The organism is Kribbella sp. NPDC058693, from assembly GCF_042715335.1.
Taxonomy (GTDB): Bacteria; Actinomycetota; Actinomycetes; order Propionibacteriales; family Kribbellaceae; genus Kribbella; species Kribbella jiaozuonensis.
In genome coordinates this window covers 219,489-242,788 of the sequence record NZ_JBHXSQ010000003.1, presented here as the reverse complement: position 1 = coordinate 242,788, position 23,300 = coordinate 219,489, and the positions used below count along the sequence as shown (strand labels likewise).

Genomic DNA, 23,300 nt, shown 5'->3' with positions numbered 1-23,300 from the left:
CGACACTATTTGAGTCCTCCACTGATCTCGTCCAGCATCGCCTTGGCCGCCTTGTCCGGCGTCTGCCGACCGAAGAGTACGTCGGTCGTGTAGCGCTGGACGATCTTCTCCGCGGCACCTCCGCCGACCGGCGGCGCCGGCGACGGGTCGCCGAGCTCCTTGGCGATGTCCTGGATGAACTTCGCGGACGTCGCGTCGGCCGGCTGCAGCTTCGGCGTCACCGCGGCGCGGATCTCGGTGTTCGGCGGTACGCCGCGCTCGGCCAGCAGCACGTTGCCCGCAGCGTTGTTGTTCGCGAGGTAGTTGACGAAGTCTGCGGCCTCCTTCTGGTGCTTCGACCGCGACGAGATCGACCAGAACATCGAGCCCTTGTAGTACGAGCCGTTGTCAGTGGCCTTGCCGTCGGGGCTCGGGATCCGCAGCAGCTTCAGGTTCTGACCGGACGCCTTGCTGAAGGCCAGCAGCTGGTTGCTCCAGGTGAAGCTCATCGCCAACTTGCCGGTCGCCATCGCGGACTGGTCGAGCGCCGCGTTCATGTCCTGCGAGGTGAGCTCCGCGGGCGGGATCGCCTTGCTGTCCCGCAACTTCAGCACGTAGTTGAAGAAGTCGGTCGCCTTCTCCGGCGAGACGCCGAGCTTGCCGTCCTTGGTCCAGAGCGATTCGCCGTTCTGCCGCGCCCAGAGGTTAAGGCCGGCCTCGTTCTGCCCGAGGGTGCCGGTGCCCCAGCCCTTGCCGTTCAGCTTCGAGGAGATCTCGGCGGAGATCCGGGCGTAGTCATCCCACGTCCACTTGGTGTCGTCGGGCAGCGCCACCCCGGCGGCCTTGAAGACGGCCGGGTTCGCGAGCACCGCGAACGAGTTGATCCCGGCGTTCAGCCCGTACAGGCCGCCGTCGAACTCGCCGGCGCTCAACGTGTCCGGCTCGAACTTGCCGGTGTCCAGCCCCTGCGCCTTCTTCAGGTCGAGCAGTGCGCCGCGGTCGGCGTACTCACGCAGGTACTTCTCGTCCATCTGGATGATGTCCGGAGCGTCGTTCGCCGCGACCGTGGTGGCGAGCTTGTCCCAGTAGCCGGACCACTCGCCGAACTCACCCTTGATCGTGACGTTCGGGTGGTCCTTCTGGTACGCGTCGATCACCTGCTGGGTGAGCTTGGTCCGGGTGTCCGACCCCCACCAGGTGAACCGGAGTGTGACCTTGCCGCCGGCGTCGTCGGACGATCCGCCCGGACCGCCGGAGTCGCCGCCGCAGGCGCTTGCCGCCAGCAACGTGGTGGCCAGGGCCAGGGCCGTTGCCACGCGTGGGATGTGCAGCCTCATGATGTGGACCTTTCAGGGGGAGCTACTACTTGATGCCGGTGGTCGCGATGCCCTTGATCAGGAACCGCTGGCCGAACAGGAAGGCGAGGAAGACCGGGACGAGGGAGACGACCGACATCGCGAACATCGATCCCCAGGAGCTGCTGGAGGTCGAGTCGACGAAGCCCCGCAACGCGACCGGGACGGTGTACACGTGCGGGTCGGTCAGGTAGATCAGCTGGCTGAAGAAGTCGTTCCAGGTCCAGATGAACGTGAAGATCGTCGTGGTGGCCAGCGCCGGGACCATCAGCGGCAGGATCACCCGCAGGAAGATGCTGCCCCGGCCGCAGCCGTCGATCCGGGCGGCCTCGTCCAGCTCGCGCGGGATGCCGCGGATGAACTGCACCATCAGGAACACGAAGAACGCGTCCGTCGCCAGCAGCTTCGGCACGATCAGCGGGAGGAACGTGTTGATCCAGCCGGCGTGCGAGAACAGGATGTACTGCGGCACGATCACCACGTGGATCGGCAGCATGATGCTCAGCAGCATGATCGCGAACCAGAACTTCTTGCCCACGAACTCGAGCCGGGCGAACGCGTAGGCCGCCATCGAGCAGGACACCAGGTTGCCGAGGATCGAGCCCAGCACCACCACCGCCGAGTTCAGCAGGTAGCGGGTGAACGGCTCGGTCAGCGCGTTCCAGCCGACCCGGTAGTTGTCGATCCGCAGGTCCTTCACCAGGATCCCGGGGTCGCGGAAGATCTCGTTGCCCGGCCGCAGTGAACTGACCACCATCCAGATCACCGGGTAGAGCATCACCAGTGCGGATGCCGCGAGTACGACGTGGATCACCAGCGGCCGGACCCGCGCCCAGGTGATGACGCCGGCCCGCCGGGTGGCGACCGTGGTGCGGAGCGTTTCAGTCGTCATAGAACACCCAGTACTTCGAGAGGAGGAAGTTCGCCGCGGTGAAGATCCCGATGATCACGAGCAGGAACCAGGCCATCGCGGACGCGTAGCCCATGTCGAAGTTCCCGAAGCCCCGGTCGTAGAGGTACAGCGTGAAGAACATCGTCGAGTCCGACGGGCCGCCGCTGCCCCCGGAGACGACGAACGCCTGCGTGAACGCCTGGAACGCGTGGATGATCTGCAGCACCAGGTTGAAGAAGATGATCGGCGTCAGCAGCGGCAGCGTGATGCTGAAGAACCTGCGCAGCGTCCCGGCGCCGTCGACGGACGCGGCCTCGTAGTACATCGACGGGATCTGTCTCAGCCCGGCCAGGAAGATCACCATCGGCGAGCCGAACGTCCACACGTTCAATACGACGAGCGTGCCGAGCGCCGTACTCGGATCGGAGATCCAGCCCTTGCCCTCGATCCCGACCACATCGAGCAGCTGGTTGAGCAGGCCGGTCGTGCCGAACACCTGCCGCCAGAGGATCGCGATCGCGACACTCGAGCCGAGCAGCGACGGCAGGTAGAAGACCGAGCGGTAGAAGGCCATCCCGCGGACACCACGGTCGAGTACGACGGCCAGCAGCAGGGCGATCGCCAACTGCAGCGGGACCGACACGAACACGTAGGTGAACGTCACCCGGAGTGAATTGTGCAGCCGCTGATCGGACAGCATCCGGGCGAAATTGTCCAGGCCGATCCACTTCGGAGCCTGGATCAGGTTGTAGTCCGTGAAGGACAAATACAGCGAGGCCAGCATCGGGCCGATCGTGATCAGGAAAAGGCCCAGCAACCACGGTGCCAGGAAGAGGTAACCGGCCAGGTTGTCTCTCTTGCTGACAGGTCCCACCCCACCGCCCCGGTCAGGCTTCTGACCTGCGGTTTTCTTCCCCCGGAGGCTGCCGAGCTCACCCAGCGCACTCATCGTCGTGATACCTCCGGAAAAGGGTGGAAAGCGCTTGCCTTGGCCGGTCAAACTAGTACGAGAAACCGGTTTATGCAAGAGTTCGCAGACGTCCGGACTGACCGGATCCGGCCGGTCTGCGAGGTATTGACAGGACAAAGTTCCGGGGCGACAGTTCTGAGCATTTGGCAACCGCTTACCGCCCAGGAGATGCCGATGCTGCGACGTACCTTTCTCACCGGTTCGCTGACCACCGTTGCGGTCGGCGCACTGCATCCGACCGCGGCGCGTGCTGAGGTAGCAGCTGTGGACGAGGACTTCCTGACCCTGCTGACCAACGCCAACCAGACCCAGATCCCGCTGGTGCTCGCGAACTACCAGAGCGCCGGCGACAGCATCCGCACCGTGGCGCGGAAAGCCAGGCGCCTGATCTCCGGGTATGTGTGGGGCAGGTCGTCGTACCACCACGATGCCTCGCTGCTCGGGCCGCTCGGCTGGCTGGTCGAACAGCTTGCGGCGCGGCAGCACGATGACGGTCTGTACGACGTCGGCAACCTGCACTCGCCGCCGGACAGCTCGTTCGCGATCCAGGACGTCTGCGTGCTGTACGCGTTGCTCGACGCGGATGACTCGGCGGAGACGTCGTCGCTGCGTACGACGCTCGCTTCCGTCATTCGTAAGGCCGCGCCTGCTCTCGCCGCCGGCGGCGTACACACGCCGAACCACCGGTGGGAGGTCTCGGCGGCGCTCGCCCGCGCGCATCACCTCTTCCCGGACCGGCGGTACGCGGCGCGGATCGACGACTGGCTCGACGAAGGCATCGACGCGACCCCGGACGGGATCTACAGCGAACGCAGCTCGACGTACGCCGCCGAGGTGACGAACCCGTGTCTGCTGACGATCGCGTGGTTGCGGGACAGGCCGGCCCTGGTGGACTACGTACGCCGGAACCTCGAGGCGACGCTGTATTTCCTGGAGCCGAACGGCGAGGTCGACACGACGGCATCGCGCCGCCAGGACCAGAAGGGGCTGCGCGAGGTGTGGTGGTACCTGACGCAGTACCGCGAGCTCGCCTTGCACACTGGTGACGGCCGCTTCACGACTGTTGCCAAGAGCATCGAATCGCGGGGCACGGGTGAGCTCGGCGACTTCCTCGCCGAGGTGCTCGAGCGACCCGAACTCGCAGCTGCACTCCCCGCCGCTCGGGCGGTGCCGACCGACTTCGTCCAGCACTTCCCGTCGCAAGCGTCTGCGCGGGTACGCCGTGGTGCGCGGACCGCGAGCGTGTTCGGCGGGACCGACTTCCATGACATCCCGGTGATCTCGTCGGGGTTGTCGACCAACCCGACCTTCTTCAAGCTGCGCAACGGCGCCGCAATTCTGGACTCGGTCCGGTTGTCGCCGCAGTTCTTCAGCACCGGGCATTTCCGTAGCGACGGTCTGCAGGTGTCGGGGAAGACATTCAAGCTGTCGTCCGAGGTGAAGGTGCCGTATCACCTACCGCTTCCGAAGCGCTATCGCCGGGCGGACGGGCGCTACGCGCTGACGCCGGACGGCCGCTTCTACGCCTCGATGGACTTCGGTCACCGCCCTAAGCACTACAGGACGCTGCGGACGGAGATCGCTGTGACGGAGGTTTCGGACGGGTTCGACCTGACGTTCGACTTCGCCGGCGACGAGACGGCGTACGCCCTCGAGCTCTGCTTCCGGCCGGGCGGAACGCTGGCCGGCGTCGACACGTTGGATGCCTCGGGCAACTACCAGCTTGTCTCGGGCACGGGGAGCTACACGGTCGGTGCGGACCGGATCGAGTTCGGCCCTGGGAACGGTGCCGCGCGGGTGGCGATGGATCCGGGCGAGCGGTACACGTACCTCGGTGGCAGTCTCACCCCGGACGGTCTGCGGGTCTATCTGACCGGCCGGATCCCGGGTCGGCAGGTGCTGAAGTTAAGGATGTCGTAGCTGCCTGCTGATCCGTATTATCATTGGCGTTTGACTTGACCGATCTCGGCGGTCGAGCTATTGTCGGGCGATGCCACAGAAGGCGACCCGGCTGACCCAGCGCGACATCGCGCGGCTGGCGAATGTCAGCCAGACGACGGTCTCACTGGTGCTGAACAATCGCAGCGACGCGACCGCCCGGATCCCGGCCGAGACCCGGGACCGGGTGCTCAAGGTGATCCGCGAGACCGGGTACCAGGCGGATCCGCTGGCCCGGCGAATGCTCAAACAGCGCAACCAGATCCTCGGCGTGTTCACGTACGAGTCGGTCTTCCCGAGCACGAGCGGCGACTTCTACTACCCGTTCCTGGCCGGTATCGAGGACCGCGCCGAGCGCCTCGGGTGGGACCTGCTGCTGTTCACCAGCGCCCCGGTCGCGGACGGCCATCGCCGGATCTTCCACGAGAACAACCGCCTCCGCATCGCCGACGGCTGCCTGCTCCTCGGCCGCGAGGTCCCCTCCGACGAGCTCGCCCGCCTGATCGCCGAGGACTACCCCTTCGTCTCCGTCGGCCGCCGCGACGACGCCGGCGCCCCCGTCCCGTCCGTAGGCGCCGACTACACCACCGCAACCCACGCCGTCGTCACCCGAGCCATCACCCTGGGCCACCGCCACGTCGCGTACGCCGGCCCCGCCGCCTCCCCCGCCCCCATCCCCGAATCCTCAGCCGACCGCCTCCGAGGCTTCCACCAAGCCGCCGGCCGCAAGGCCCTGGTCCTGCCGACCGGCCAGCCCGCCTCAACCGCCGGCTCCCCCGCCCCCGCCGGCTTGGCTGACCCGACCAGCCACGCACCGGGCTCAGCTCCCACCGGGCTCGGCTCGGCGGGCCGCACCAGCCACGCACCCGGCCCAGCTCCCACCGGGCTCGGCTCGCCCTCCCCCTACCCCGCGCCGCAGGCGCGGGCGGCCGGCGGCGCCGACGGCTGGGCGACGCCGCTGCTTGATGTCTTGCTGGACAGGAAGATCACCGCGGTGTTCGTCGAAGAGCGTGCTGATGCGGTCTCGCTGGTGGCTGCGGCAACCGCGCGCGGGATCGACGTACCCGGGGATCTTTCCGTGGTCGCGCTCGGTGACTCGACTCGTCCGGTGGCGAGTGACGTGGACTTCAGCGGGTTTCACGTGCCGCGGCGGGCGATGGGCGTGCGGGCGGTCGAGCTGCTCGAGGCGATCCTCAGCGGCACCGCGACCTCGCAGCAGATCTTGCTCCCGTGCGAGCTGACCGAAGGAACCACTCTCACTCCACCCAAAGGTGTCTGAATGCATACAGAGGTACTTGTGGTCGGCGGCGGACTCGGCGGCGTCGCGGCCGCCCTGGCCGCGTTGCGCGCCGGTCGATCGGTCGTGCTGACCGAGGAGTTCGACTGGCTCGGCGGGCAGTTGACCAGCCAGGCCGTCCCGCCGGACGAGCACAGCTGGGTCGAGCAGTTCGGCGTCACCGCGTCGTACCGCGCTCTCCGCGACGGCATCCGCGAGTACTACCGCCGGCACTACCCGCTGACCGCGGCCTCCCGCGCGACCCCGCAGCTGAACCCGGGCGCCGGCTACGTGTCCAAGCTCTGCCACGAGCCGCGGGTCGCACTCGCCGTACTGGAGGCCATGCTCGCGCCGTACCGCGCGAGCCGCCGCCTGCGCGTGCTCCAGCCGTACCGTCCGGTCGCGGCCGAGACCGACGGCGATCGTGTCACAGCGGTGACCGTGCAGCACCGCGAGTCCGACGAGCAGGTCACGGTCACAGCGCCGTACATCCTCGACGCGACCGAGACCGGGGAGCTGCTGCCGCTGACCGGGACGGAGTACGTGACCGGGTTCGAATCGCAGCGCGAGACCGGCGAGCCGAGCGCGCCGGCCGAGGCGCAGCCGATGAACATGCAGGCGGTCTCGTACTGCTTCGCGGTCGATCACGTCGACGGGGACCAGGTCGGCGACAAACCGGCCAACTACGCCTTCTGGCGGAACTACCAGCCGTCGTTCTGGGGCGACCGCCTGCTGTCCTGGACCGCGCCGAACCCGCGGACGCTGGAGACATCGCATCGCTCCTTCACGCCGAACCCCGACGACGATCCGCTCGCGGTGGTTGCGGATCAGCGGCTGACCGGCGGGGACACCAACCTCTGGACGTTCCGCCGGATCGCGGCGCGCAGGCACTTCGTCCCGGGGGCGTACGAGAGCGACATCTGCCTGGTGAACTGGCCGATGATCGACTACTTCGAGGGCGCGGTCATCGATGTACCGGACGCTTCGAAGCATTTGGCCGCGGCGCGTGAGCTGTCGCAGTCCGTCTTCTACTGGCTGCAGACCGAGGCGCCTCGGCCCGACGGCGGGTCCGGCTTCCCCGGGTTGCGGTTGCGCGGGGATCTGCTCGGGTCCGCGGACGGGCTGGCCCAGGCGCCGTACATCCGGGAATCGCGGCGGATCAAGGCGGAGTACACGATCGTCGAGCAGGACCTCTCGGTCGCGGTGCGCGGCGACCGAGGCGCGGTCGAGTACGACGACACCGTCGGCGTGGGGATGTATCGCATCGATCTGCATCCGTCGACCGGCGGCGACAATTACATCGATGTCGCGAGCAGCCCGTTCCGGATCCCGCTCGGTGCGCTGATTCCGGAGCGGGTCGAGAATCTGCTTCCCGCCAACAAGAACCTCGGTACGACGCACATCACGAACGGCTGCTACCGACTCCATCCGGTCGAGTGGAACATCGGCGAGTCCGCCGGTGCGCTGGCGGCGTTCTGCCTGGATCGGGGCGTGGCTCCGCGAGCGGTCCGCAGTACGCCGGCCCTGCTCGCGGAGTACCAGGCCCGTCTTGTCGCCGACGGTGTCGAGCTGAGCTGGCCGGAGGTGGCGGGCTACTAAAATGACTGGGTGAGCTTCCACGCTGCTGCCTTCATCGCCACCAGCCTCGACGGCTACATCGCCCGTCCCGACGGCTCCATCGACTGGCTCACCACCCGAGCCGAACAGGCCGGCGAGACCGGGTACGACGAGTTCATGTCCTCGATCGACACCGTCGTACTCGGTCGGAACACCTACGAGCTGGCCCTGACGTACGACCTCTGGCCGTACGAAGGCAAACAGGTAGAGGTCCTCAGCTCAACCCTCGACCCGAACACCGATGACCGCATCCTGGTCCACCGCACCCTGGAAGCCCTGGTAGAAACGCTCACCGACCGAGGCGCCCAACGCATCTACACCGACGGCGCCCGAACCATCCAAACGTTCCTGACAGCCGGCCTCCTCAACGAACTGACCATCACCACCGCCCCCGTCCTCCTAGGCACCGGCATCCCCCTCTTCGGCCCCCTCCCCACCGAAATCCCCCTAACCCACAACGCCACCCGCACCCTAAAGGCCGGCTTCACCCAGTCGGACTACACAATCCAGCACTGAACTACGGGATGATCTGGCTCTCCTGTGGATAACCGATGTAGCTGAAATGCCTTGCAAATAAGGGCTTCCAGGTCGGAAAACTGTCGGAGGTCCCGTCTAGGCTTGTCGGCATGGAGGTCCTCGGCGAACGACCCGTCTGGTCGATGAGCGACAGCGAGAAGCTGTCCGCTCTCGACGCGGTTGTCGCGGAGAAGGCTCGCTTGGAGACTCTCGAGCTCCGCCTCATCGCAGCCATCGACCAGTCCAGCCACGCGACCGAGGTCGGCGCTGGAGACACCGCTCGCCTACTGACGCATCGATACCGCACCGACGCCACCGAAGCCCGGCGTCAGGTCCGCATCGCCACCGACCTGCCCAAGTACTCCGCCACCACCGCAGCTCTCCCTGACCCCAGCACGCCCTTTGCCAACCCGGCCACCGCACATCCGGCCGAGGTTGACGACCCAAACGAGGCTGTGGACGAGGTGCGGGATGGAGATACTCCGGGGTGGCGCGTCTCGCCTGCCCAGGCGGCCGCGATCGTCTCCGTCCTGAACCAGGTCCCCGCGACGGTCCCGGCCGAAGACCTGGAGTTCGCCGAACAACGCCTCATCGACCTGGCCGCCACCCACACCCCGACCGAGCTGCGCCGCGCCGGCCGCAAGATCCGCGACATCCTCGACCCGGACGGCCCCGAACCGGACGAGAAGGCGGCGTACGAGAGGGAATCCCTGACGCTGAAGACCGTCGACCGCGGCGTCGCGTTCCGTGGCTACCTCGCCAACGAGAACGCCGAACTGTTCCGCACCCTCATCCACGCCCACGCCGAGCCCCACAAAACCATCGACGGCCAACAAGACCCCCGCCCCCGCGACAAACGCCAAGCCGACGCCCTCACCACCATCCTCAACACAGCCGGCACCGCCACCACCGCAGCTACAACCGTCGCCACAGCAGACGCCACGAGGTCACGAGCGACCACCTCGCCTGAGCATGTTGGCGACGACCTAGTCGTCAGCACGGCGGATGAGGCGGACGTCGGCAGCGCTAACGATGCGGCTGCCGAGATCGGCTTCGTACCCGGCCACGGGCCGAAGCCGCACATCAGCATCACCATCGACTACAACGACCTCGCCGCCGCGACAGCGAACGCCACCGGGGACATGACCTTCGGCGACAACCTGTCCGCCGCGACCGTACGCCGCCTCGCCTGCGACGCGCAGATCCTCCCCATCGTCCTCGGCTCCAAGTCACAACCCCTCGACGTCGGCACGACCCAGCGCCTAGTAACCCGCCCCATGCGCCGCGCCCTCAACGCCCGCGACAAAGGCTGCGTCATCTGCCACGCCCCACCCATCCAATGCGAAGCCCACCACATCATCTCCTGGCTCGACGGCGGCCCCACCGCCGTCAACAATCTCGCCCTGCTCTGCAAACGCCACCACCTCGACCTCCACTCCGGCCACTGGCAGATCCGCATCCTCAACGGCGTCGTCCACGTCACCAACCCCACCTGGACAAATCCCACCCTCACCCCACCTAACAAATACAAACCCCCGGCCGCCGACATCGTTCACCAGCCCTCAACACCAGCGTTCAGTCCATGGGCCGAGGGTGACCCCGTCACGCCCACAACCGAGCCACAGACGCCGTCCAACCCACCACAACTCACGCCCTTCAACCCATGGGAGGACGACGAACCAACCGCGCCCCGGACAAGCTCCACCCAGCTCCGACCCGTCAAGATCGCAGAACCGACGCACCTCGCCCCGCGAACCAACGACGACCCGGTCACCCACACAACCGAATCACCGCCGACACCTGCCCGCACCGCAGCAGCACCCACCCCGTTCGACCCGTGGGGCGACAACGAACCCGCCGCATGAACGCGTCTCCTGCTCGCCCCTCGACAAGCGCACCGGTGCCCCCTCACTCGCCCGAGCCGGGTCGTCTGCCAGGCACGCGCCTGAGTCAGCCCAACGCCGCACGCGCCTCGCCGTCCAGCGCAGGCCAAGCACGTGTCACGCCGATCTCACGCGTACGGAGGTCGCCATCTCCAGCACTCGTTGATCCGATCGAGGTCGGCTTGGAGGCGGCAGGAGTCTCGCCGAGGCAGGTTGCGTACGACGATGTGCAGGATCGCCTGGACCTCGAGCATCGGCGGGCAGCACTCCCAGATCCCACATCCCGTGTAGCGCGGGTCGTACAGGCGATGCGCCGGGTCCCGGACGAACCGCTCCCAGTGCTGGATCGCCTCCAGCACCTGCCCAGGCTGCAGTCGGGTGTTCTCCAGTTGCGCGATCACGAGCCGCCCGTGTGGTGACAGGCGGGGCAGATTCGAGATTCGGGTGATCGTGGTGAGACCAGTGATCTTCGTCATCCGCAGCCGCGCGGCAGACTCCGCACGAACTTGAGCCGGGCGCTTACGCGGCATCGGCCTTTCGGTAGCTCAACATCCAGCCATGGTTTCACGGGTCGGGAACGTTGGCTCGCAGTTTTTGGGTGCGGCTGATGCGACACCGACTGCCGACCAGTTCGCCATCAGGTTCGCAGTACGTGGGCGGCAGACCGACGGTGACGATTGAGCCACAGCAGGCATGGCTCGCTCACAGCCGCCGTTATCTCGGTCGACGTATCCGGTGCGCCCGCCAAGTAGTCGATCGCGCGGCAGCGCGCAACCCCGGCGATAGCCGGCACGTCCGGCGGTAGCCGGAAGGATGCACCGGCGATGAGCCGGGGTGTGGGTGGGGGCGCGCGTAGCTGGTGTGGCGAGGAGCGGAGCGACGAGGGACGCCTGCGTAGCGTGCGGGGGCTGGACTACCTCAGGAGGTGGGCTGCTGCTTCGGTGGCCCAGTAGGTGAGGATTGTGTCGGCGCCGGCTCGGCGGATTGAGGTCAGGGTTTCCAGGATGGCGGCTTCGCGGTTGATCCAGCCGTTGGCGGCGGCGGCTTCTACCATGGCGTATTCGCCGGAGATGTTGTACGCGGCAACGGGGACGTTCACGTGGTCGCGGACCTGGCGGATGATGTCGAGGTAGGCCAGGGCGGGTTTGACCATGACGATGTCGGCGCCTTCGGCGATGTCGAGGTCGACCTCGCGGATGGCGTCGCGGGCGTTGGCGTTGTCCTGCTGGTACGTCTTCCGGTCGCCGGTGAGCGACGAGTCGACCGCCTCGCGGAACGGGCCGAAGAAGGCCGACGCGTACTTCACGGCGTACGCGAGGATCACCGTGTCGATGAAGCCGGCCTTGTCCAGCGCAGCACGAACGACGCCGACCTGGCCGTCCATCATCCCGGACGGACCGACGACATGCGCGCCCGCCGAAGCCTGCGCGACCCCCATCTCGGCATAGATCGAGAGAGTCGCGTCGTTGTCGACCCGGCCTTCGGAGTCGAGTACGCCGCAGTGCCCGTGCGACGTGAACTCGTCGAGGCACAGGTCCGACATCACCAGCAGCGAGTCACCGGCCTCGGCCACCGCATCGGCGATCGCCACATTCAGAATCCCGTTGGGATCCAGCGCACCGGACCCGACCTCGTCCTTCACCGAAGGTACGCCGAACAACATCACCCCGCCGAGCCCGAGCGACGCCGCCTCGGCGACCGCCTTCCGCGCCGTGTCCCGGGTGTGCTGTACGACGCCCGGCATCGACCGGATCGGGATCGGCTCGCGCGCGTCTTCCCGGATGAACATCGGCAGGATCAACTGCCGCGGCTCGATGGTCGTCTCCGCGACCAGTCGACGTACCGCCGCCGACGACCGAAGCCGCCGCGGCCTGACCTCCGGGAAACCACCAGGCATGAACTCAGCTCTTCCGACGAGATCCCGAGCGACGCTCGGACGGACGGGTGACCGGCTCGCCGGCCTCCACCATGGTGTCACGCCGGTCCGCACCGAACCGGGCGAGGGCGTCGGCCAGCTCTTCGACCGACGGCGTCTCGGCCATCGCGTCGACGCGCAGGCCGTGCTCCTCGGCGGTCTTCAGCGTGGCCGGGCCGATCACCGCGATCACGGTCGACGCGTGCGGCTTGCCGGCGATACCGACAAGGTTCCGCACCGTCGAGGACGAGGTGAACACGACCGCGTCGAACTTGCCCGACTTGATCGCCTCGCGGGTCGGCGCGGGCGGCGGGGCGGCGCGCACGGTCCGGTACGCCGTGACGTCGTCGACCTCCCAGCCGAGATCGGTGAGTCCGGCAACGAGTGTCTCGGTGGCGATGTCCGCGCGCGGCAGGAAGACCCTGTTGATCGGGTCGAGCACCTCGTCGAACGGCGGCCAGTCCTCCACCAGCCCGGCGGCCGACTGCTCACCGGACGGGACCAGGTCAGGACGGATGCCCCAGGCACCGATCGCCTCGGCGGTCTTGTCGCCGACCGCCGCGATCTTCAGCCCGGAGAACGCCCGCGCGTCCAGCCCGTACTCGTCGAACTTCTCCCGGACCGCCTTCACCGCGTTGACCGAGGTGAACGCGACCCACTCGTAGCGTCCCTCGACCAGCCCGCGGATCGCCTTGTCCATCTGCTGCGGGTTGCGCGGCGGCTCGACCGAGATCGTCGGAACCTCTTCCGGCGTCGCGCCGTACCGACGGAGGCGGTCCATCAACGGGCCGGCCTGGTCCTTGGTCCGCGGGACCAGGATCCGCCAGCCGAACAGCGGCTTGGTCTCGAACCAGGACAGCGCCTCGCGCTGCTCGACCACCGCGCCGACCACGATCACGGCCTCGCCGGTCACCTTGGAAGCCCGCAGGTCCGCGACGATCGACTCCAGCGTCCCGACCACGCTGGTCTGCGCGGTCGTCGTACCGCCGACGGTCAGCGCGACCGGGGTTGCGGCGTCGAAGCCGCCCTCGACCAGGGCCGCGACGGTGTCCTTCAAAGTCTCGACAGCGTTCAGCAGGACCAGCGTCTGCTTCGGCTGCAGCCGGCTCAGGTCGAGCTTGTTCTCGGCCAGGTCGACGACGGTGACCTCGCGGTCACCCTTCATCGTCAGCGGGATCCCGGCGTACGTCGGGACCGCGCTCACCTCGCTCACACCCGGGACGACGTTGAACGCGATCCCCGCCTTCTTGCACGCGGCGGCCTCTTCGGCGCCGCTGGAGAAGGTGAACGGGTCGCCGGTCAGCAGGCGTACGACGTTCGCCGCGGTCTTGGCCGTCTTCACCACGAGCCGCGCCCGGGCCGCGATCCGCAACGCCCGGCTGCCCTCGGCGCCGGAGCCGTCGACGACCTCGACGCCCGCCTTGCAATAGGTCAGGAACGCGTCGTGTTCGGGGCCTTCGACAACGACCGCGTCGGCGTTGGCGAGCACGTCACGGCCGGCCAGCGTCAGCAGTGCGGGGTCACCGGGGCCGACACCGACGAATGTCACGTGGCCGAGTGGTCTGGTCTGCTTGACGGTACTGGTCGCAGCCTTCTGAGGTGCCGCGGTGGCCGCTGTCTTCGCGCTCACGTCTGCCTTCGCCCTCGTCGTTTTCCTGCTCGTCTTGTGGGCCGTCTTGTGGGCCGCCGTCGTAGTGCCCTGTGCCGGTGTCATGGTCGCTCCAGCAGTTCGTTCGCCAGCGCCTTGCCGAGAGACACCGGGTCGTCCACCGGCCCGTTCGCGGAGAGCCGTCGTACGCCGTCCTCCTGGCCGAGCGCGCCCCGCAGCCACAGCTCCGGGCCGTCCTCGCCCTCGACCACCTCGGCCAGCGCGCCGACCGGAGCCGTGCACCCTGCCTCGAGCGTGGCCAGTAGTTGCCGTTCCGCCGTCACCGCCGCGCGGGTGGCCGGGTCCTCGAGGTGCGCCAGGGCGGCCAGCACCTCGGTGTTGTCGGACCGGCACTCGATGGCCAGCGCGCCCTGCCCCGGTGCGGGCAGCATCTGGATCGGGTCCAGCGTCTCGGTGACCTCGGCGAGCCGTCCGAGCCGGGACACCCCGGCGCGCGCGACGATCACCGCATCCACCTTGCCATCGGCAACCAACGCGATCCGGGTGTCCACGTTGCCGCGGACTCCGCTGCACTCGATGCCCAGGCCGAGCGCGTCGATCTGCGCGACGCGACGTGCGGCCCCGGTGCCGATGATCGAGCCGCGCGGCAGCTCGCCGAGCGTCAGACCGTCGCGGGCGACAAGTACGTCGCGCGGGTCCTCGCGGAGCGGGATGGCGCCGAGCACCAGACCGTCGACCGGCGCGGTCGGCAGGTCCTTGAGCGAATGCACCGCGATGTCGATCTCGTCGGCCAGCAACGCGTCGCGCAGTGCGCTGACGAAGATGCCGGTGCCGCCGATCTGCTCGACCGGGGCACGGTTGACGTCGCCGGTGGTCGTGATCAGCACGAGCTCGACCTCGTGCCCGAGCTTGCGCAGCTCATCCGCGACGAGGGTCGACTGCGCGGTCGCGAGCGCGGAGCGGCGGGTACCGAGCCGGATCATGCCTGCTCACCTCCACCGTGCCGGGCGTCCGCGGGGGTCTTGCTGGTCTCCTCGGGCGACTTGACCGCAGTCACCGCGTCGACCGTTGCCTGGTCGAGCGCGAACAGCTCGCGCAGCGCATCGGCGTACGTCGGTCCGCCGGGGTCTCCCCCGAGCTCCTTCACCCGGACCGTCGGGTTGTGCAGCAACTTGTCGACGACGCGACGGATGGTCCGCCCGACCTCGTGCCGCTGCTGCTCGTCGAGGCCGGGCAGGCGGCGGTCCAGCCGCGCCAGCTCGGAATCGACCAGCTCGGTCGCCATCGTCCGCAGTGCAACCACGGTCGGCGCCACCGATGCGGCCCGCCGGGTCGCCTCGAACGCACCGGTCTCCTCGCCGACGATCCGCCGTACCTCGTCGATGTCGGCCTCGCTGCCGCCCGCCGTACCAGCGAGGTCAGCCAGCGTGACCAGCGTGACGCCGGGGATCCGCGCCGCCTCGGGTGCGACGTCCCGCGGCAGGGCGACGTCGAGTACGCCGAGCGGTCGCCCATCCGTGGCGTTTCGGATCATCTCTTCGGTCAGTACGACGCCGCGCGCGCCGGTGCACGACACGATCAGGTCGGCCTCGCGCAGCGCGTCCGGTACGTCGGCCAGCGGGATCGCCGTACCGCCGATCCGGTCGGTCAGCGCGACCGCCCGGTCATAGTTGCGGTTGGCAATGGTCACGCTCTTCGCGCCGCCGTTGAGCAGCGTCTGGGCGGCCAGCGAGGCCATCGAACCGGCGCCGACGACCAGTGCCCGGCGGCCTTCGAACCCGCCGACCGCTTCCAGTCCGGCCGAGACGACCGAGCGGCCGGCGGAGTCGATACCGGTCTCGGTGCGGGCCCGCTTGCCGACCCGCAACGCGTGCTGCAGCAGGGCATTCAGGTCGGTGCCGACCGTCTCGAGATCCTGGCCGACGCGCAGCGTCTCCTTGACCTGGCCGAGGATCTGGCTCTCGCCGACGATCATCGAGTCCAACCCGACCGCGACCTGGAACAGGTGCGCGACCGAGCCCTCCTCGAAGTGCACGTAGAGGTGCTCGGCCAGATCCAGCAGCGGTACGCCGGTGACGTCGGACAGGATCGCGGTGACCTCGTCCATCCCCGCGTGGAACCGGTCGACGGTCGCGTAGACCTCGGTCCGGTTGCAGGTGGCAAGTACTGCGGACTCGGCAACGGCCGGCGTGTGCTTGACGGCCAGGGCCAGCTTGGTCGCCGCGTCCGCGTCGAGCGCGACCCGCTCGAGGACGTTGATGTCAGCGGAACGATGACTGATGCCGACGACCAGGTAACTCATGCGCCGACACCCCCGACACTCGGGAGATCCGTCAGACCGTTCATCGCTGGTAGCTCGGGCACCTGGGGGAGCGCCGCCTCTCCGGACTTTCGTTGTTCGTGGTACGCCAGGATCTGCAACTCGATCGAGAGGTCCACCTTGCGGATGTCGACGCCGTCGGGCACGGACAGCACCACGGGCGCGAAGTTCAGGATGCTGGTCACGCCGGCGGCGACCAGCCGGTCGCAGACCTCCTGGGCCGGACCGGCGGGCGTGGTGATCACGCCGATCGAGACCCGGTCGCGCTCGACGATGTCCTCGAGCTCGGCGAAGTCGCGGACCTCCATGTCGCCGATCCGCTCGCCGACCAGCTTCGGGTCGGCGTCGAGCAGGGCGACGATCCGGAAGCCGCGGGTGCCGAAGCCGGAGTAGTTCGCCAGCGCGTGGCCGAGGTTTCCGATCCCGACGATGACCACGGCCCAGTCCTGGGTGACGCCGATCTCGCGGGCGATCTGGTAGCGCAGGTACTCGACGTCGTACCCGACGCCGCGGGTGCCGTACGACCCCAGGTAGGACAGGTCCTTGCGGAGCTTGGCCGAGTTCACGCCGGCCGCGGTCGCCAGATCCTCGCTCGACGCGGTCGCGATGCCACTGTCCGAGAGCGCGGTCAGGGCCCGCAGGTAGACCGGCAAGCGCGCGACAGTCGCCTCGGGGATGCCGCGTTCGGTTCTCGTCGGCGGGCCGGGGCGACGGCTGCTGGCACGCGTCACAATTCTCCTGGGAGCGGTTGGTTCACCGCGGTCTGACGGCCGGCGGCGGTTCTTACTCTAGGAGCTTGTGAACGTGAGAACAAAATCGGCGATGGGTGACCTGCAAGACACGCCTAGGTTGTCAAGGCCTTCCTGAGTCTTGCCGGGTCCACCCGCCAGAAGTCGTGCTGCTTCCCGTCCACGAACGTGACCGGGATCTGTTCGCCGTACTGCGTGAACAGCTGGTCATCCTGCGTGATGTCGACCTCGGTCCACTCCACGCCGAGCTCGCCGCAGACCGCCCGGATGATCTCCCGGGCGTCGTCGCAGAGATGACAGCCCGGCTTCCCGTACATGACGACCTTGCTCATCGATCCCGCAACCGTCCCTTGGCGACCTTGCCCGTGACCGAGTGCGGCAACTGGTCCACGACCTCGATCTCCACCGGCGACTTGAACCGCGCGAGCCGGCCGTCGGCGTACTCACGGACCGCTGCGACATCGACCGTGGTGTCGGCCTTCGGTACGACGAACGCCTTCACGGCCTCGCCCGTCTCCTCGGACGGCATACCGATGACAGCCGCCTCCCGTACGCCGGGAGCACCGACCAGCACCTCTTCGACCTCGCTCGGGAACACATTGAAGCCGGACACGATGATCAGCTCGCGCAGCCGATCGACCAGGAACAGGTCGCCGTCCGAATCCAGGAACCCGACGTCTCCGGTCCGGTACCAGCCTTCGGCATCGGGGCCGTCCACGCCGTCCGGCCAGTAGCCGGAGAACAGGTTGCCGCCGCGGATCAGGATCTCGCCGGGGTCGTCCCCCTCGACGTCCTCGCCCTGCTCGTCGGCAATCCGGAGCTCGACGTTCGGCAGCGGGCGACCGACCGAACCCGGCTTCGGCTCGGATTCGCCCAGGGTCGTAGTGACACCCGGGGACGCCTCGGTCAGGCCGTACCCCTGGTGGACGAAGTGGCCGCTCACCTGCTCGAAACGGTCCGCGAGCGTGCGGTCGAGCGTCGACGCGCCGGTCAGTACGACCTTGACCGACCGGAGTGCCTCGTGCAGATCGGCCCGGCCCAGGAGGGTGTGCAGTGCCGGCGGGGCGAGCGGCAGGCGCGTCACGCCGTACTTGCCGACCAGGTCGAGGGTCTCCTCGGGGTCGAACCGCTGCTCGATGATCAGCGCGGCGCCGGTCGCGACGGCCCAGCCGAGGACGGCGTTCAACCCGAACGCGTGGAACATCGGCAGCACCCCGAGAACCACGTCCTCGGGGCCCATCCGGTCCTCTCCGAGCTCGGTGAGGTTCTGCACATTCGCGGAAAGTGCCCGATGGGTGAGCATCGCGGCACGCGGATCGCCGCTGGTTCCGGACGTGTAGAGCAGGACCGCGAGCGCCTCGGGATCGATCGGTGGCGGTAACGGAGCGTCACCCTCGAGCTGTCCCGGGGCCACCGTCCGGACGCCCTCGATCCGGTCCGCGAGGCCCGGTCCGGCGACCGCCAGCCGAGCTCCGGAGTGTGCCGCGACGGTCGCGATCTCGGGCTTGGTGAGCCCGGTGTTCAGCGGTACGGCGACCAGCCCGGCCCGGAGAATGCCCAGGTAGGACGTGACGAAGTCGATGCTGTTGGCAACCAGGAGCAGGACCCGGTACCCGGGCACGAGGCCGGCCGCGGCAAGCCCCTGCGCGGTCCGGTCGACGGCCTCGTCGACCTCGCCCCAGGTCAGCCGCCGGTCCCCGTCGACCAGCGCGGGACGCTCGCCGTGCCGTTGCGCTGTGTCACGAAGAATGTCCGCGAAATTCACGTTCACCAGGTGAGTCTGTCACGCCCGGGGGTGGCACCAACTTTCAACCGGCTTGCGCAGAACGGTTGCAGCAGAGCGTGACCACCGATATACAGGTGACTTCGCGGGCGCGCTTCTGTCGAACCTCACACTGCAGAAACCCGGCCGCGCGGGGAACCTCATGCGCGATGCACCACCATCCCCGACAGCAGGCTGCTCCGACCTACGGACGCAGTCCGCTGGCGCATTCGTGACGACCAGACCGGACGGAAGGCGGCACGCCTCAGGCTGTTGACAGTGTGCGTTCGAGCGGTAACGCTCTGTCCTGTCCCAGCCACTGTGGCCATTCGCGGATGTGTCAGAAGACGTGTCAGTTGAACGGGGAGAAAACTTGACCACGCCGGAGCCAAGCCCGGACGGGATGAGACGTGCAGAGCTCGTCGATCGCGCCCAGGCCGGGGACGTCGGTGCCTTCGGTGAGCTGTACGACGAGTACTCGCTCACCGTCTATCGCTACATCTATGCGCGGGTGTCCTCGTCGGCACTCGCAGAGGACCTGACCAGCGAGACCTTCGTCCGGGCGCTGCGCGCGCTGGACTCGTTCCGCTGGCAGGGCCGGGACTTCGGCGCCTGGCTGGTGACGATCGCCCGGAACCTGATCACCGACCACTACAAGTCCGGCCGGGTCCGGCTGGAAGTGGTCACCGACGAGATCGAGACCCACGACCGGCAGACCGAGGGTCCGGAGATCGATGTGCTCGCCGCCGCCACCGCAGAGGTCCTGCGGGACGCGGTCGCGGGCCTGCCCGACGAGCAGCGCGACTGCCTGACGATGCGGTTCTTCGCCGGCCTGTCGATCGCGGAAACGGCCAAGGCGCTCGAGAAATCGGAGGGCGCCGTCAAGCAACTGCAACTGAGGGCCGTGAGGCACTTGGCGAAGGTTATCCCCAAGGACTTGAGGTGAGGCGGATGACAACGAATGTCTTTCGTAACCCGTCAGCGAGTTTCCTCGTTCCTCTTCATGAGGACCTGTCGGTAACCCCGACTGGCCATTGAGGAGAACGAACATCATGAGTGACCTACACAGGGCTCGAGCGCGCGCGGAGTCATTCGCGCACGCCGTCGATCACGGGCCCCGTCACTCCGCGCGACTGAGCGAAGACCCCGAGTTGCTGGAAGCTGTGGAGCTGGTCGGACGGCTGAGGACCGCCGGCGCAGTTGCACCGCGACCGGAGTTCAGCGCCGAGTTGCGGCACCGTCTGCTGGAGCAGGCGGCGGCGCGCGCGGCGACCACTGCGACTCCGACGATGGTGCGCAGCGCACCGGACAGCTCGGACGACCCGCCGGGTCGCGAGGACGTTGGCGCGTCCGTGACAGATATCCGCCGCCGACAGGGCCGGAGGATCCGGCTCGTGGCCAGTACCGCCGCGCTCGTCCTGCTCGGAGGTGGCATCGGTTCTGCCGCCGCCGCCCAGCAGGCGATGCCCGGCGACACCTTGTACGGAATGAAGCGCAGCATCGAGAACGTGTCGACCAATGTGAGCGTCGGGGACGACTCACGCGGCCGGCGCGACCTCGAGCACGCGATGACCCGATTGTCCGAAGTCCGCGAGCTCGCCGACAACGGCGGTTCGGTGGGCACGATCAACGCGACCCTGGACGACTTCTCGGCGCAGTCCCGCAAGGGCGTGTCCCGATTGGTCGCGTCGTACCAGCAGGACGGCGACGAGAGTTCGATCAGCGCGATCACGGCCTTCATCACCAGCGCCCGCCAGGCTCTTGTGGGGCTCGCGCCCAAACTCCCGCCGGAGTCGCTGAAGTCCGGAGTGGAGGCGCTGGCGACGATCGAGCAGCTGGCGCAGCACACGTCGGCAGCCTGCCCGAAGTGCGCAGCACCGAAGTCGGCCAACACCGGCGGCGGCACCAACACCAGCAAGCCGAACCGGACGACGCCCGGTAACGGCGAGCCGAGTGATCCGGTCAAGCCGGGGACGAGCACCAAGGCGTCCTCGACGATCCCGACACCCGGTGCGTCGACCACGCTCCAGCCGAGCACGGCGCCGACCCAGCTTCCGAACACCACGATCGTCGAGTCCACGGCTCCGCCGCCGACGGTCCTGAAGACGCCACCCAAGCCGTCGTCGTCAAACTCGCCGATTGCGACGCCCACGGTGCTGCCTTCTACGCTCACCCCGACCACGCCGTCCTGGCCGTGGCCGTTCCCGACGACTCCCCTGATCGACCTTCCGGGGATCATCCAGACCCTGCTTCCGCCCTGGAAGTAGGACCCTGGAGGTAAGACGCAGAGAAGCCCGGCACACCGATCGTGTGCCGGGCTTCTTGCTGCTGTGTCCGGGGGTTCAGAAGAAGACGCTGCGGCGCTGCATCAGCAGGGTGTAGAGGGTCTGCTGGATGGTTTCGCGGACCTGGTCGGTGACGTTGAAGACCAGCATCGGGTCGTCCGGGGCGCCGTCAGGGAAGTCGTCGGTGCGGATCGGCTCGCCGAACTCGATCAGCCACTTCGACGGCAGCGGGATCAGACCGAGCGGCCCGAGCAGCGGGAAGAACGGCGTGATCGGGATGTACGGGACGCCGAGCAGCCGCGCCAGCGAGGCGATGTTGCCGACCAGCGGATAGATCTCCTCGGCGCCGACGATCGAGCACGGGACGATCGGTACGCCGGTCCGCATCGCGGCGCTGACGAACCCGCCCCGCCCGAAGCGCTGCAGTTTGTACCGCTCGGAGAACGGCTTGCCGAGACCCTTGAACCCTTCGGGCCAGACCCCGACCAGGTTGCCCTGCCGGAGGAGGCGTTCGGCGTCGTCGTTGTTCGCCAGGGTGGCGCCGCCCTTGCGGGACAGCTCGCCGACGAACGGCGTCTGGAACACCAGGTCCGCCGCCAGCGTGCGCAGCGGCCGGCCGGTGTGGTCGTTGACGACGACCTGGGTCACCAGTCCGTCGATCGGCATCGTGCCCGAGTGGTTCGCGACGATCAACGCACTGCCGTCGGTCGGGATGTTCTCGATGCCCCGCACCTCGACGCGGAACCATTTCTCCACCATCGGGCGCAGCATCGGCAGCAGCACCTGGTCGGTCAGATCGGAGTCGTACCCGAACTCGTCGAGCTCGTAGTCGCCGCTCAGCCGCCGCCGCAGGAACGCCAGCCACTCGGCGACCCGGCGCTCGCCGTCCTCCCCGAACAGCTCCCGCACCATCCGCTCGAGCCGCCCGAAGTCGAGCCCGCTCAGGTCCAGCCCCGACAGATCGGGCCCATCCACATCCGGCACGATCCCCAGAGCCTCAGCGCCCGCCTCATCCGGCCCCGCCGCGCTCCGCGGGTCAACCGCCCGTCCACGCCCGGCGGCCTTCCCGTCGGCGGACTGGTCGGTTCCGGCGCGGTTGTTCTTCTTCTTGTTCGGCCCCGCGAGCGCACGAGCGGCGGCGGAGGGCGTCGTACGACGTCCGCTCCCGCGGCCGGGCCGGCCGCCGGAGCCGATCGGGATCACATCCGCGTCAGCCACGCAGCGCTCCCAGCCCGGCGCCGAGCACGCCCGCGACCCGCGTCATCGCGCCGACCCCGAGCGAGGTCCGGAAGTCGTCGAACGCCTCCGCGGTCGTGTACTTCGGCTCGAACCCGAACTCGGTCCGCATCCGGGTCGTGTCCACACCGCGCCCATAAGTAAGAAAGGTGATCTGGTCAGGCGAGAAGTCCGCCAGTCGCGCGCGCCGTACGGCGGCAGCTGTGCTGGACGCCGTGAACGACGGCAGCCGCAGCGTCGGCCGGCCGAGCCGGCGGATCGCCTGGGACAGCGAGAGCATGCCGTCGCCGGCCAGGTTGAAGGTCCCGGGAAGGTCGTTGACGGTCGCGCGCAGGATCGCCTCGACGCCGTCGTCCTCGTGCAGGAACTGCAGGCGCGCGTCGTACCCGAAAACGGTCGGCACGACCGGCAGAGCGAAGTACCGCGTCATCGGGGAATCGGTCTTGGGGCCGATCCAGTTCGCCATCCGGAGTGTGGTGACGCAGACGTCGGGGCGGCGCCGGGCGAACCCGCGCACGTACCCCTCGACCTCGACCGCGTCCTTGCTCAGCCCGTGGTGGTGGATCGCGCGCGGCGCCATCTCCTCGGTGAACATGGCCGGATCGCGCGGGCCGGCGCCGTACACCGTGGTGGAGGACTTGACCACCAGCTTGGCCACGCCGGACGCCTTCTGGCAGGCGGCGAGCAGCTGCATGGTGCCGATGACGTTGATCTCCTTCATCGACGAACGACCACCGGCGCTACCCGGGGTCGCCACGACGCCCGTATGGACGACCGTATCCACGCCTTCGGCCGCGATCACCTTCGCGATCACGGGATTGCGGATGTCTGCCCGGACGAACCGGACCCGCCCGAGCTCGGCCCGTGGCGGGACCACATCGACCCCGAGCACGGTGCCGATCGCCGGGTCATCGGCCAGCCTTCGGGCACAGCGAGCACCGGCGTCCCGCGAGACGCCGGTAACCATCACTACCTGTGCCACGAGCTACCCCCAGCCG

Annotated in this window: 20 protein-coding genes; 7 read left to right on the top strand and 13 right to left on the bottom strand. The window is 68.3% G+C overall.

All coding sequences use genetic code 11. The features are described from left to right. Window positions 1-5: 5 nt before the first annotated feature. The 3 genes from ACFWUU_RS18990 to ACFWUU_RS18980 are packed head-to-tail and all read right to left on the bottom strand — an operon-like array spanning window position 6 to window position 3,175. Window positions 6-1,316: an ABC transporter substrate-binding protein gene (locus ACFWUU_RS18990; RefSeq protein WP_380177093.1), complete on the bottom strand. Its 1,311-nt coding sequence runs from the start codon at window positions 1,314-1,316 to the stop codon at window positions 6-8. A gap of 25 nt (window positions 1,317-1,341) precedes the next feature. Beyond that, window positions 1,342-2,226, bottom strand: coding sequence for a carbohydrate ABC transporter permease (locus ACFWUU_RS18985; protein WP_380177092.1), 885 nt, complete (start codon window positions 2,224-2,226; stop codon window positions 1,342-1,344). Further along, complete coding sequence (locus ACFWUU_RS18980; RefSeq protein ID WP_380177091.1) at window positions 2,216-3,175, bottom strand: carbohydrate ABC transporter permease; 960 nt, start codon at window positions 3,173-3,175, stop codon at window positions 2,216-2,218. Before ACFWUU_RS18980 ends, ACFWUU_RS18985 begins: the two co-directional genes overlap by 11 nt. A 195-nt stretch (window positions 3,176-3,370) precedes the next feature. Here ACFWUU_RS18980 and ACFWUU_RS18975 point away from each other — a divergent pair, with 195 nt between their 5' ends. From ACFWUU_RS18975 to ACFWUU_RS18955, 5 genes are all read left to right on the top strand, one after another. After that, window positions 3,371-5,116 (top strand): hypothetical protein, encoded by a 1,746-nt coding sequence (locus ACFWUU_RS18975; protein WP_380177090.1) that lies wholly within the window; start codon window positions 3,371-3,373, stop codon window positions 5,114-5,116. A gap of 70 nt (window positions 5,117-5,186) precedes the next feature. Further along, window positions 5,187-6,413, top strand: coding sequence for a LacI family DNA-binding transcriptional regulator (locus ACFWUU_RS18970; RefSeq protein WP_380177089.1), 1,227 nt, complete (start codon window positions 5,187-5,189; stop codon window positions 6,411-6,413). Further along, window positions 6,414-8,009: an FAD-dependent oxidoreductase gene (locus ACFWUU_RS18965; RefSeq protein WP_137256551.1), complete on the top strand. Its 1,596-nt coding sequence runs from the start codon at window positions 6,414-6,416 to the stop codon at window positions 8,007-8,009. Between the two features lie 9 nt (window positions 8,010-8,018). Next, window positions 8,019-8,543: a dihydrofolate reductase family protein gene (locus ACFWUU_RS18960; protein ID WP_380177088.1), complete on the top strand. Its 525-nt coding sequence runs from the start codon at window positions 8,019-8,021 to the stop codon at window positions 8,541-8,543. A gap of 110 nt (window positions 8,544-8,653) precedes the next feature. After that, window positions 8,654-10,408: a DUF222 domain-containing protein gene (locus tag ACFWUU_RS18955; RefSeq protein ID WP_380177087.1), complete on the top strand. Its 1,755-nt coding sequence runs from the start codon at window positions 8,654-8,656 to the stop codon at window positions 10,406-10,408. Window positions 10,409-10,554: 146 nt separating this feature from the next. Here the strand turns inward: ACFWUU_RS18955 and ACFWUU_RS18950 are convergent, their stop codons facing one another. From ACFWUU_RS18950 to ACFWUU_RS18915, 8 genes are all read right to left on the bottom strand, one after another. Beyond that, window positions 10,555-10,902, bottom strand: coding sequence for a hypothetical protein (locus tag ACFWUU_RS18950; RefSeq protein WP_380177086.1), 348 nt, complete (start codon window positions 10,900-10,902; stop codon window positions 10,555-10,557). A gap of 437 nt (window positions 10,903-11,339) precedes the next feature. Next, window positions 11,340-12,323, bottom strand: a complete 984-nt coding sequence (hemB, locus tag ACFWUU_RS18945) for a porphobilinogen synthase (RefSeq protein WP_137256546.1) — start codon at window positions 12,321-12,323, stop codon at window positions 11,340-11,342. A 4-nt stretch (window positions 12,324-12,327) separates the two neighbouring features. Next, on the bottom strand, window positions 12,328-14,055 hold the full coding sequence (locus ACFWUU_RS18940) for a uroporphyrinogen-III synthase (protein WP_380177085.1): 1,728 nt from the start codon (window positions 14,053-14,055) through the stop codon (window positions 12,328-12,330). Beyond that, a complete protein-coding gene (hemC, locus tag ACFWUU_RS18935) occupies window positions 14,052-14,933 on the bottom strand; it encodes a hydroxymethylbilane synthase (RefSeq protein ID WP_380177084.1) in 882 nt (293 codons plus the stop codon). The genes ACFWUU_RS18940 and hemC overlap by 4 nt, the downstream gene beginning before the upstream one ends. Further along, window positions 14,930-16,252 carry a glutamyl-tRNA reductase gene (locus ACFWUU_RS18930; protein WP_137256543.1) on the bottom strand — a complete coding sequence of 441 codons (1,323 nt, stop codon included), beginning with the start codon at window positions 16,250-16,252 and terminating at the stop codon, window positions 14,930-14,932. The genes hemC and ACFWUU_RS18930 overlap by 4 nt, the downstream gene beginning before the upstream one ends. Next, a complete protein-coding gene (locus tag ACFWUU_RS18925) occupies window positions 16,249-17,001 on the bottom strand; it encodes a redox-sensing transcriptional repressor Rex (RefSeq protein WP_137256542.1) in 753 nt (250 codons plus the stop codon). The genes ACFWUU_RS18930 and ACFWUU_RS18925 overlap by 4 nt, the downstream gene beginning before the upstream one ends. A gap of 113 nt (window positions 17,002-17,114) precedes the next feature. After that, window positions 17,115-17,351, bottom strand: coding sequence for a glutaredoxin family protein (locus ACFWUU_RS18920; RefSeq protein WP_137256541.1), 237 nt, complete (start codon window positions 17,349-17,351; stop codon window positions 17,115-17,117). Next, the gene (locus ACFWUU_RS18915; RefSeq protein ID WP_380177083.1) at window positions 17,348-18,790 is read right to left on the bottom strand and encodes a class I adenylate-forming enzyme family protein; all 1,443 of its coding nucleotides are present in this window, start codon (window positions 18,788-18,790) and stop codon (window positions 17,348-17,350) included. Before ACFWUU_RS18915 ends, ACFWUU_RS18920 begins: the two co-directional genes overlap by 4 nt. 394 nt (window positions 18,791-19,184) lie before the next feature. Between ACFWUU_RS18915 and ACFWUU_RS18910 the strand changes: the two genes are divergently transcribed. Continuing rightward, window positions 19,185-19,727: a sigma-70 family RNA polymerase sigma factor gene (locus ACFWUU_RS18910; protein WP_130384882.1), complete on the top strand. Its 543-nt coding sequence runs from the start codon at window positions 19,185-19,187 to the stop codon at window positions 19,725-19,727. 106 nt (window positions 19,728-19,833) lie between these two features. Continuing rightward, the gene (locus ACFWUU_RS18905; protein ID WP_380090832.1) at window positions 19,834-21,048 is read left to right on the top strand and encodes a DUF5667 domain-containing protein; all 1,215 of its coding nucleotides are present in this window, start codon (window positions 19,834-19,836) and stop codon (window positions 21,046-21,048) included. Window positions 21,049-21,123: 75 nt separating this feature from the next. On the opposite strand, the gene ACFWUU_RS18900 is transcribed toward ACFWUU_RS18905, so the two are convergent. Beyond that, window positions 21,124-22,284 carry a lysophospholipid acyltransferase family protein gene (locus tag ACFWUU_RS18900; RefSeq protein WP_380177082.1) on the bottom strand — a complete coding sequence of 387 codons (1,161 nt, stop codon included), beginning with the start codon at window positions 22,282-22,284 and terminating at the stop codon, window positions 21,124-21,126. Further along, window positions 22,277-23,269, bottom strand: coding sequence for an NAD-dependent epimerase/dehydratase family protein (locus tag ACFWUU_RS18895; protein WP_137256776.1), 993 nt, complete (start codon window positions 23,267-23,269; stop codon window positions 22,277-22,279). Before ACFWUU_RS18895 ends, ACFWUU_RS18900 begins: the two co-directional genes overlap by 8 nt. Window positions 23,270-23,300: the final 31 nt, after the last annotated feature.

What these genes read in the sequence shown, in the direction of transcription:
- ACFWUU_RS18985 (WP_380177092.1), bottom strand. Translation starts at nt 2,226, where the DNA reads ATGACGACTGAAACGCTCCGCACCACGGTCGCCACCCGGCGGGCCGGC.
- hemB (WP_137256546.1), bottom strand. Translation starts at nt 12,323, where the DNA reads ATGCCTGGTGGTTTCCCGGAGGTCAGGCCGCGGCGGCTTCGGTCGTCG.
- ACFWUU_RS18940 (WP_380177085.1), bottom strand. Translation starts at nt 14,055, where the DNA reads ATGACACCGGCACAGGGCACTACGACGGCGGCCCACAAGACGGCCCAC.
- ACFWUU_RS18955 (WP_380177087.1), top strand. Translation starts at nt 8,654, where the DNA reads ATGGAGGTCCTCGGCGAACGACCCGTCTGGTCGATGAGCGACAGCGAG.
- ACFWUU_RS18975 (WP_380177090.1), top strand. Translation starts at nt 3,371, where the DNA reads ATGCTGCGACGTACCTTTCTCACCGGTTCGCTGACCACCGTTGCGGTC.
- ACFWUU_RS18895 (WP_137256776.1), bottom strand. Translation starts at nt 23,269, where the DNA reads ATGGTTACCGGCGTCTCGCGGGACGCCGGTGCTCGCTGTGCCCGAAGG.
- ACFWUU_RS18980 (WP_380177091.1), bottom strand. Translation starts at nt 3,175, where the DNA reads ATGAGTGCGCTGGGTGAGCTCGGCAGCCTCCGGGGGAAGAAAACCGCA.
- ACFWUU_RS18970 (WP_380177089.1), top strand. Translation starts at nt 5,187, where the DNA reads ATGCCACAGAAGGCGACCCGGCTGACCCAGCGCGACATCGCGCGGCTG.
- ACFWUU_RS18965 (WP_137256551.1), top strand. Translation starts at nt 6,414, where the DNA reads ATGCATACAGAGGTACTTGTGGTCGGCGGCGGACTCGGCGGCGTCGCG.
- ACFWUU_RS18910 (WP_130384882.1), top strand. Translation starts at nt 19,185, where the DNA reads ATGAGACGTGCAGAGCTCGTCGATCGCGCCCAGGCCGGGGACGTCGGT.
- ACFWUU_RS18905 (WP_380090832.1), top strand. Translation starts at nt 19,834, where the DNA reads ATGAGTGACCTACACAGGGCTCGAGCGCGCGCGGAGTCATTCGCGCAC.
- ACFWUU_RS18950 (WP_380177086.1), bottom strand. Translation starts at nt 10,902, where the DNA reads ATGACGAAGATCACTGGTCTCACCACGATCACCCGAATCTCGAATCTG.
- ACFWUU_RS18930 (WP_137256543.1), bottom strand. Translation starts at nt 16,252, where the DNA reads ATGAGTTACCTGGTCGTCGGCATCAGTCATCGTTCCGCTGACATCAAC.
- ACFWUU_RS18920 (WP_137256541.1), bottom strand. Translation starts at nt 17,351, where the DNA reads ATGAGCAAGGTCGTCATGTACGGGAAGCCGGGCTGTCATCTCTGCGAC.
- hemC (WP_380177084.1), bottom strand. Translation starts at nt 14,933, where the DNA reads ATGATCCGGCTCGGTACCCGCCGCTCCGCGCTCGCGACCGCGCAGTCG.
- ACFWUU_RS18990 (WP_380177093.1), bottom strand. Translation starts at nt 1,316, where the DNA reads ATGAGGCTGCACATCCCACGCGTGGCAACGGCCCTGGCCCTGGCCACC.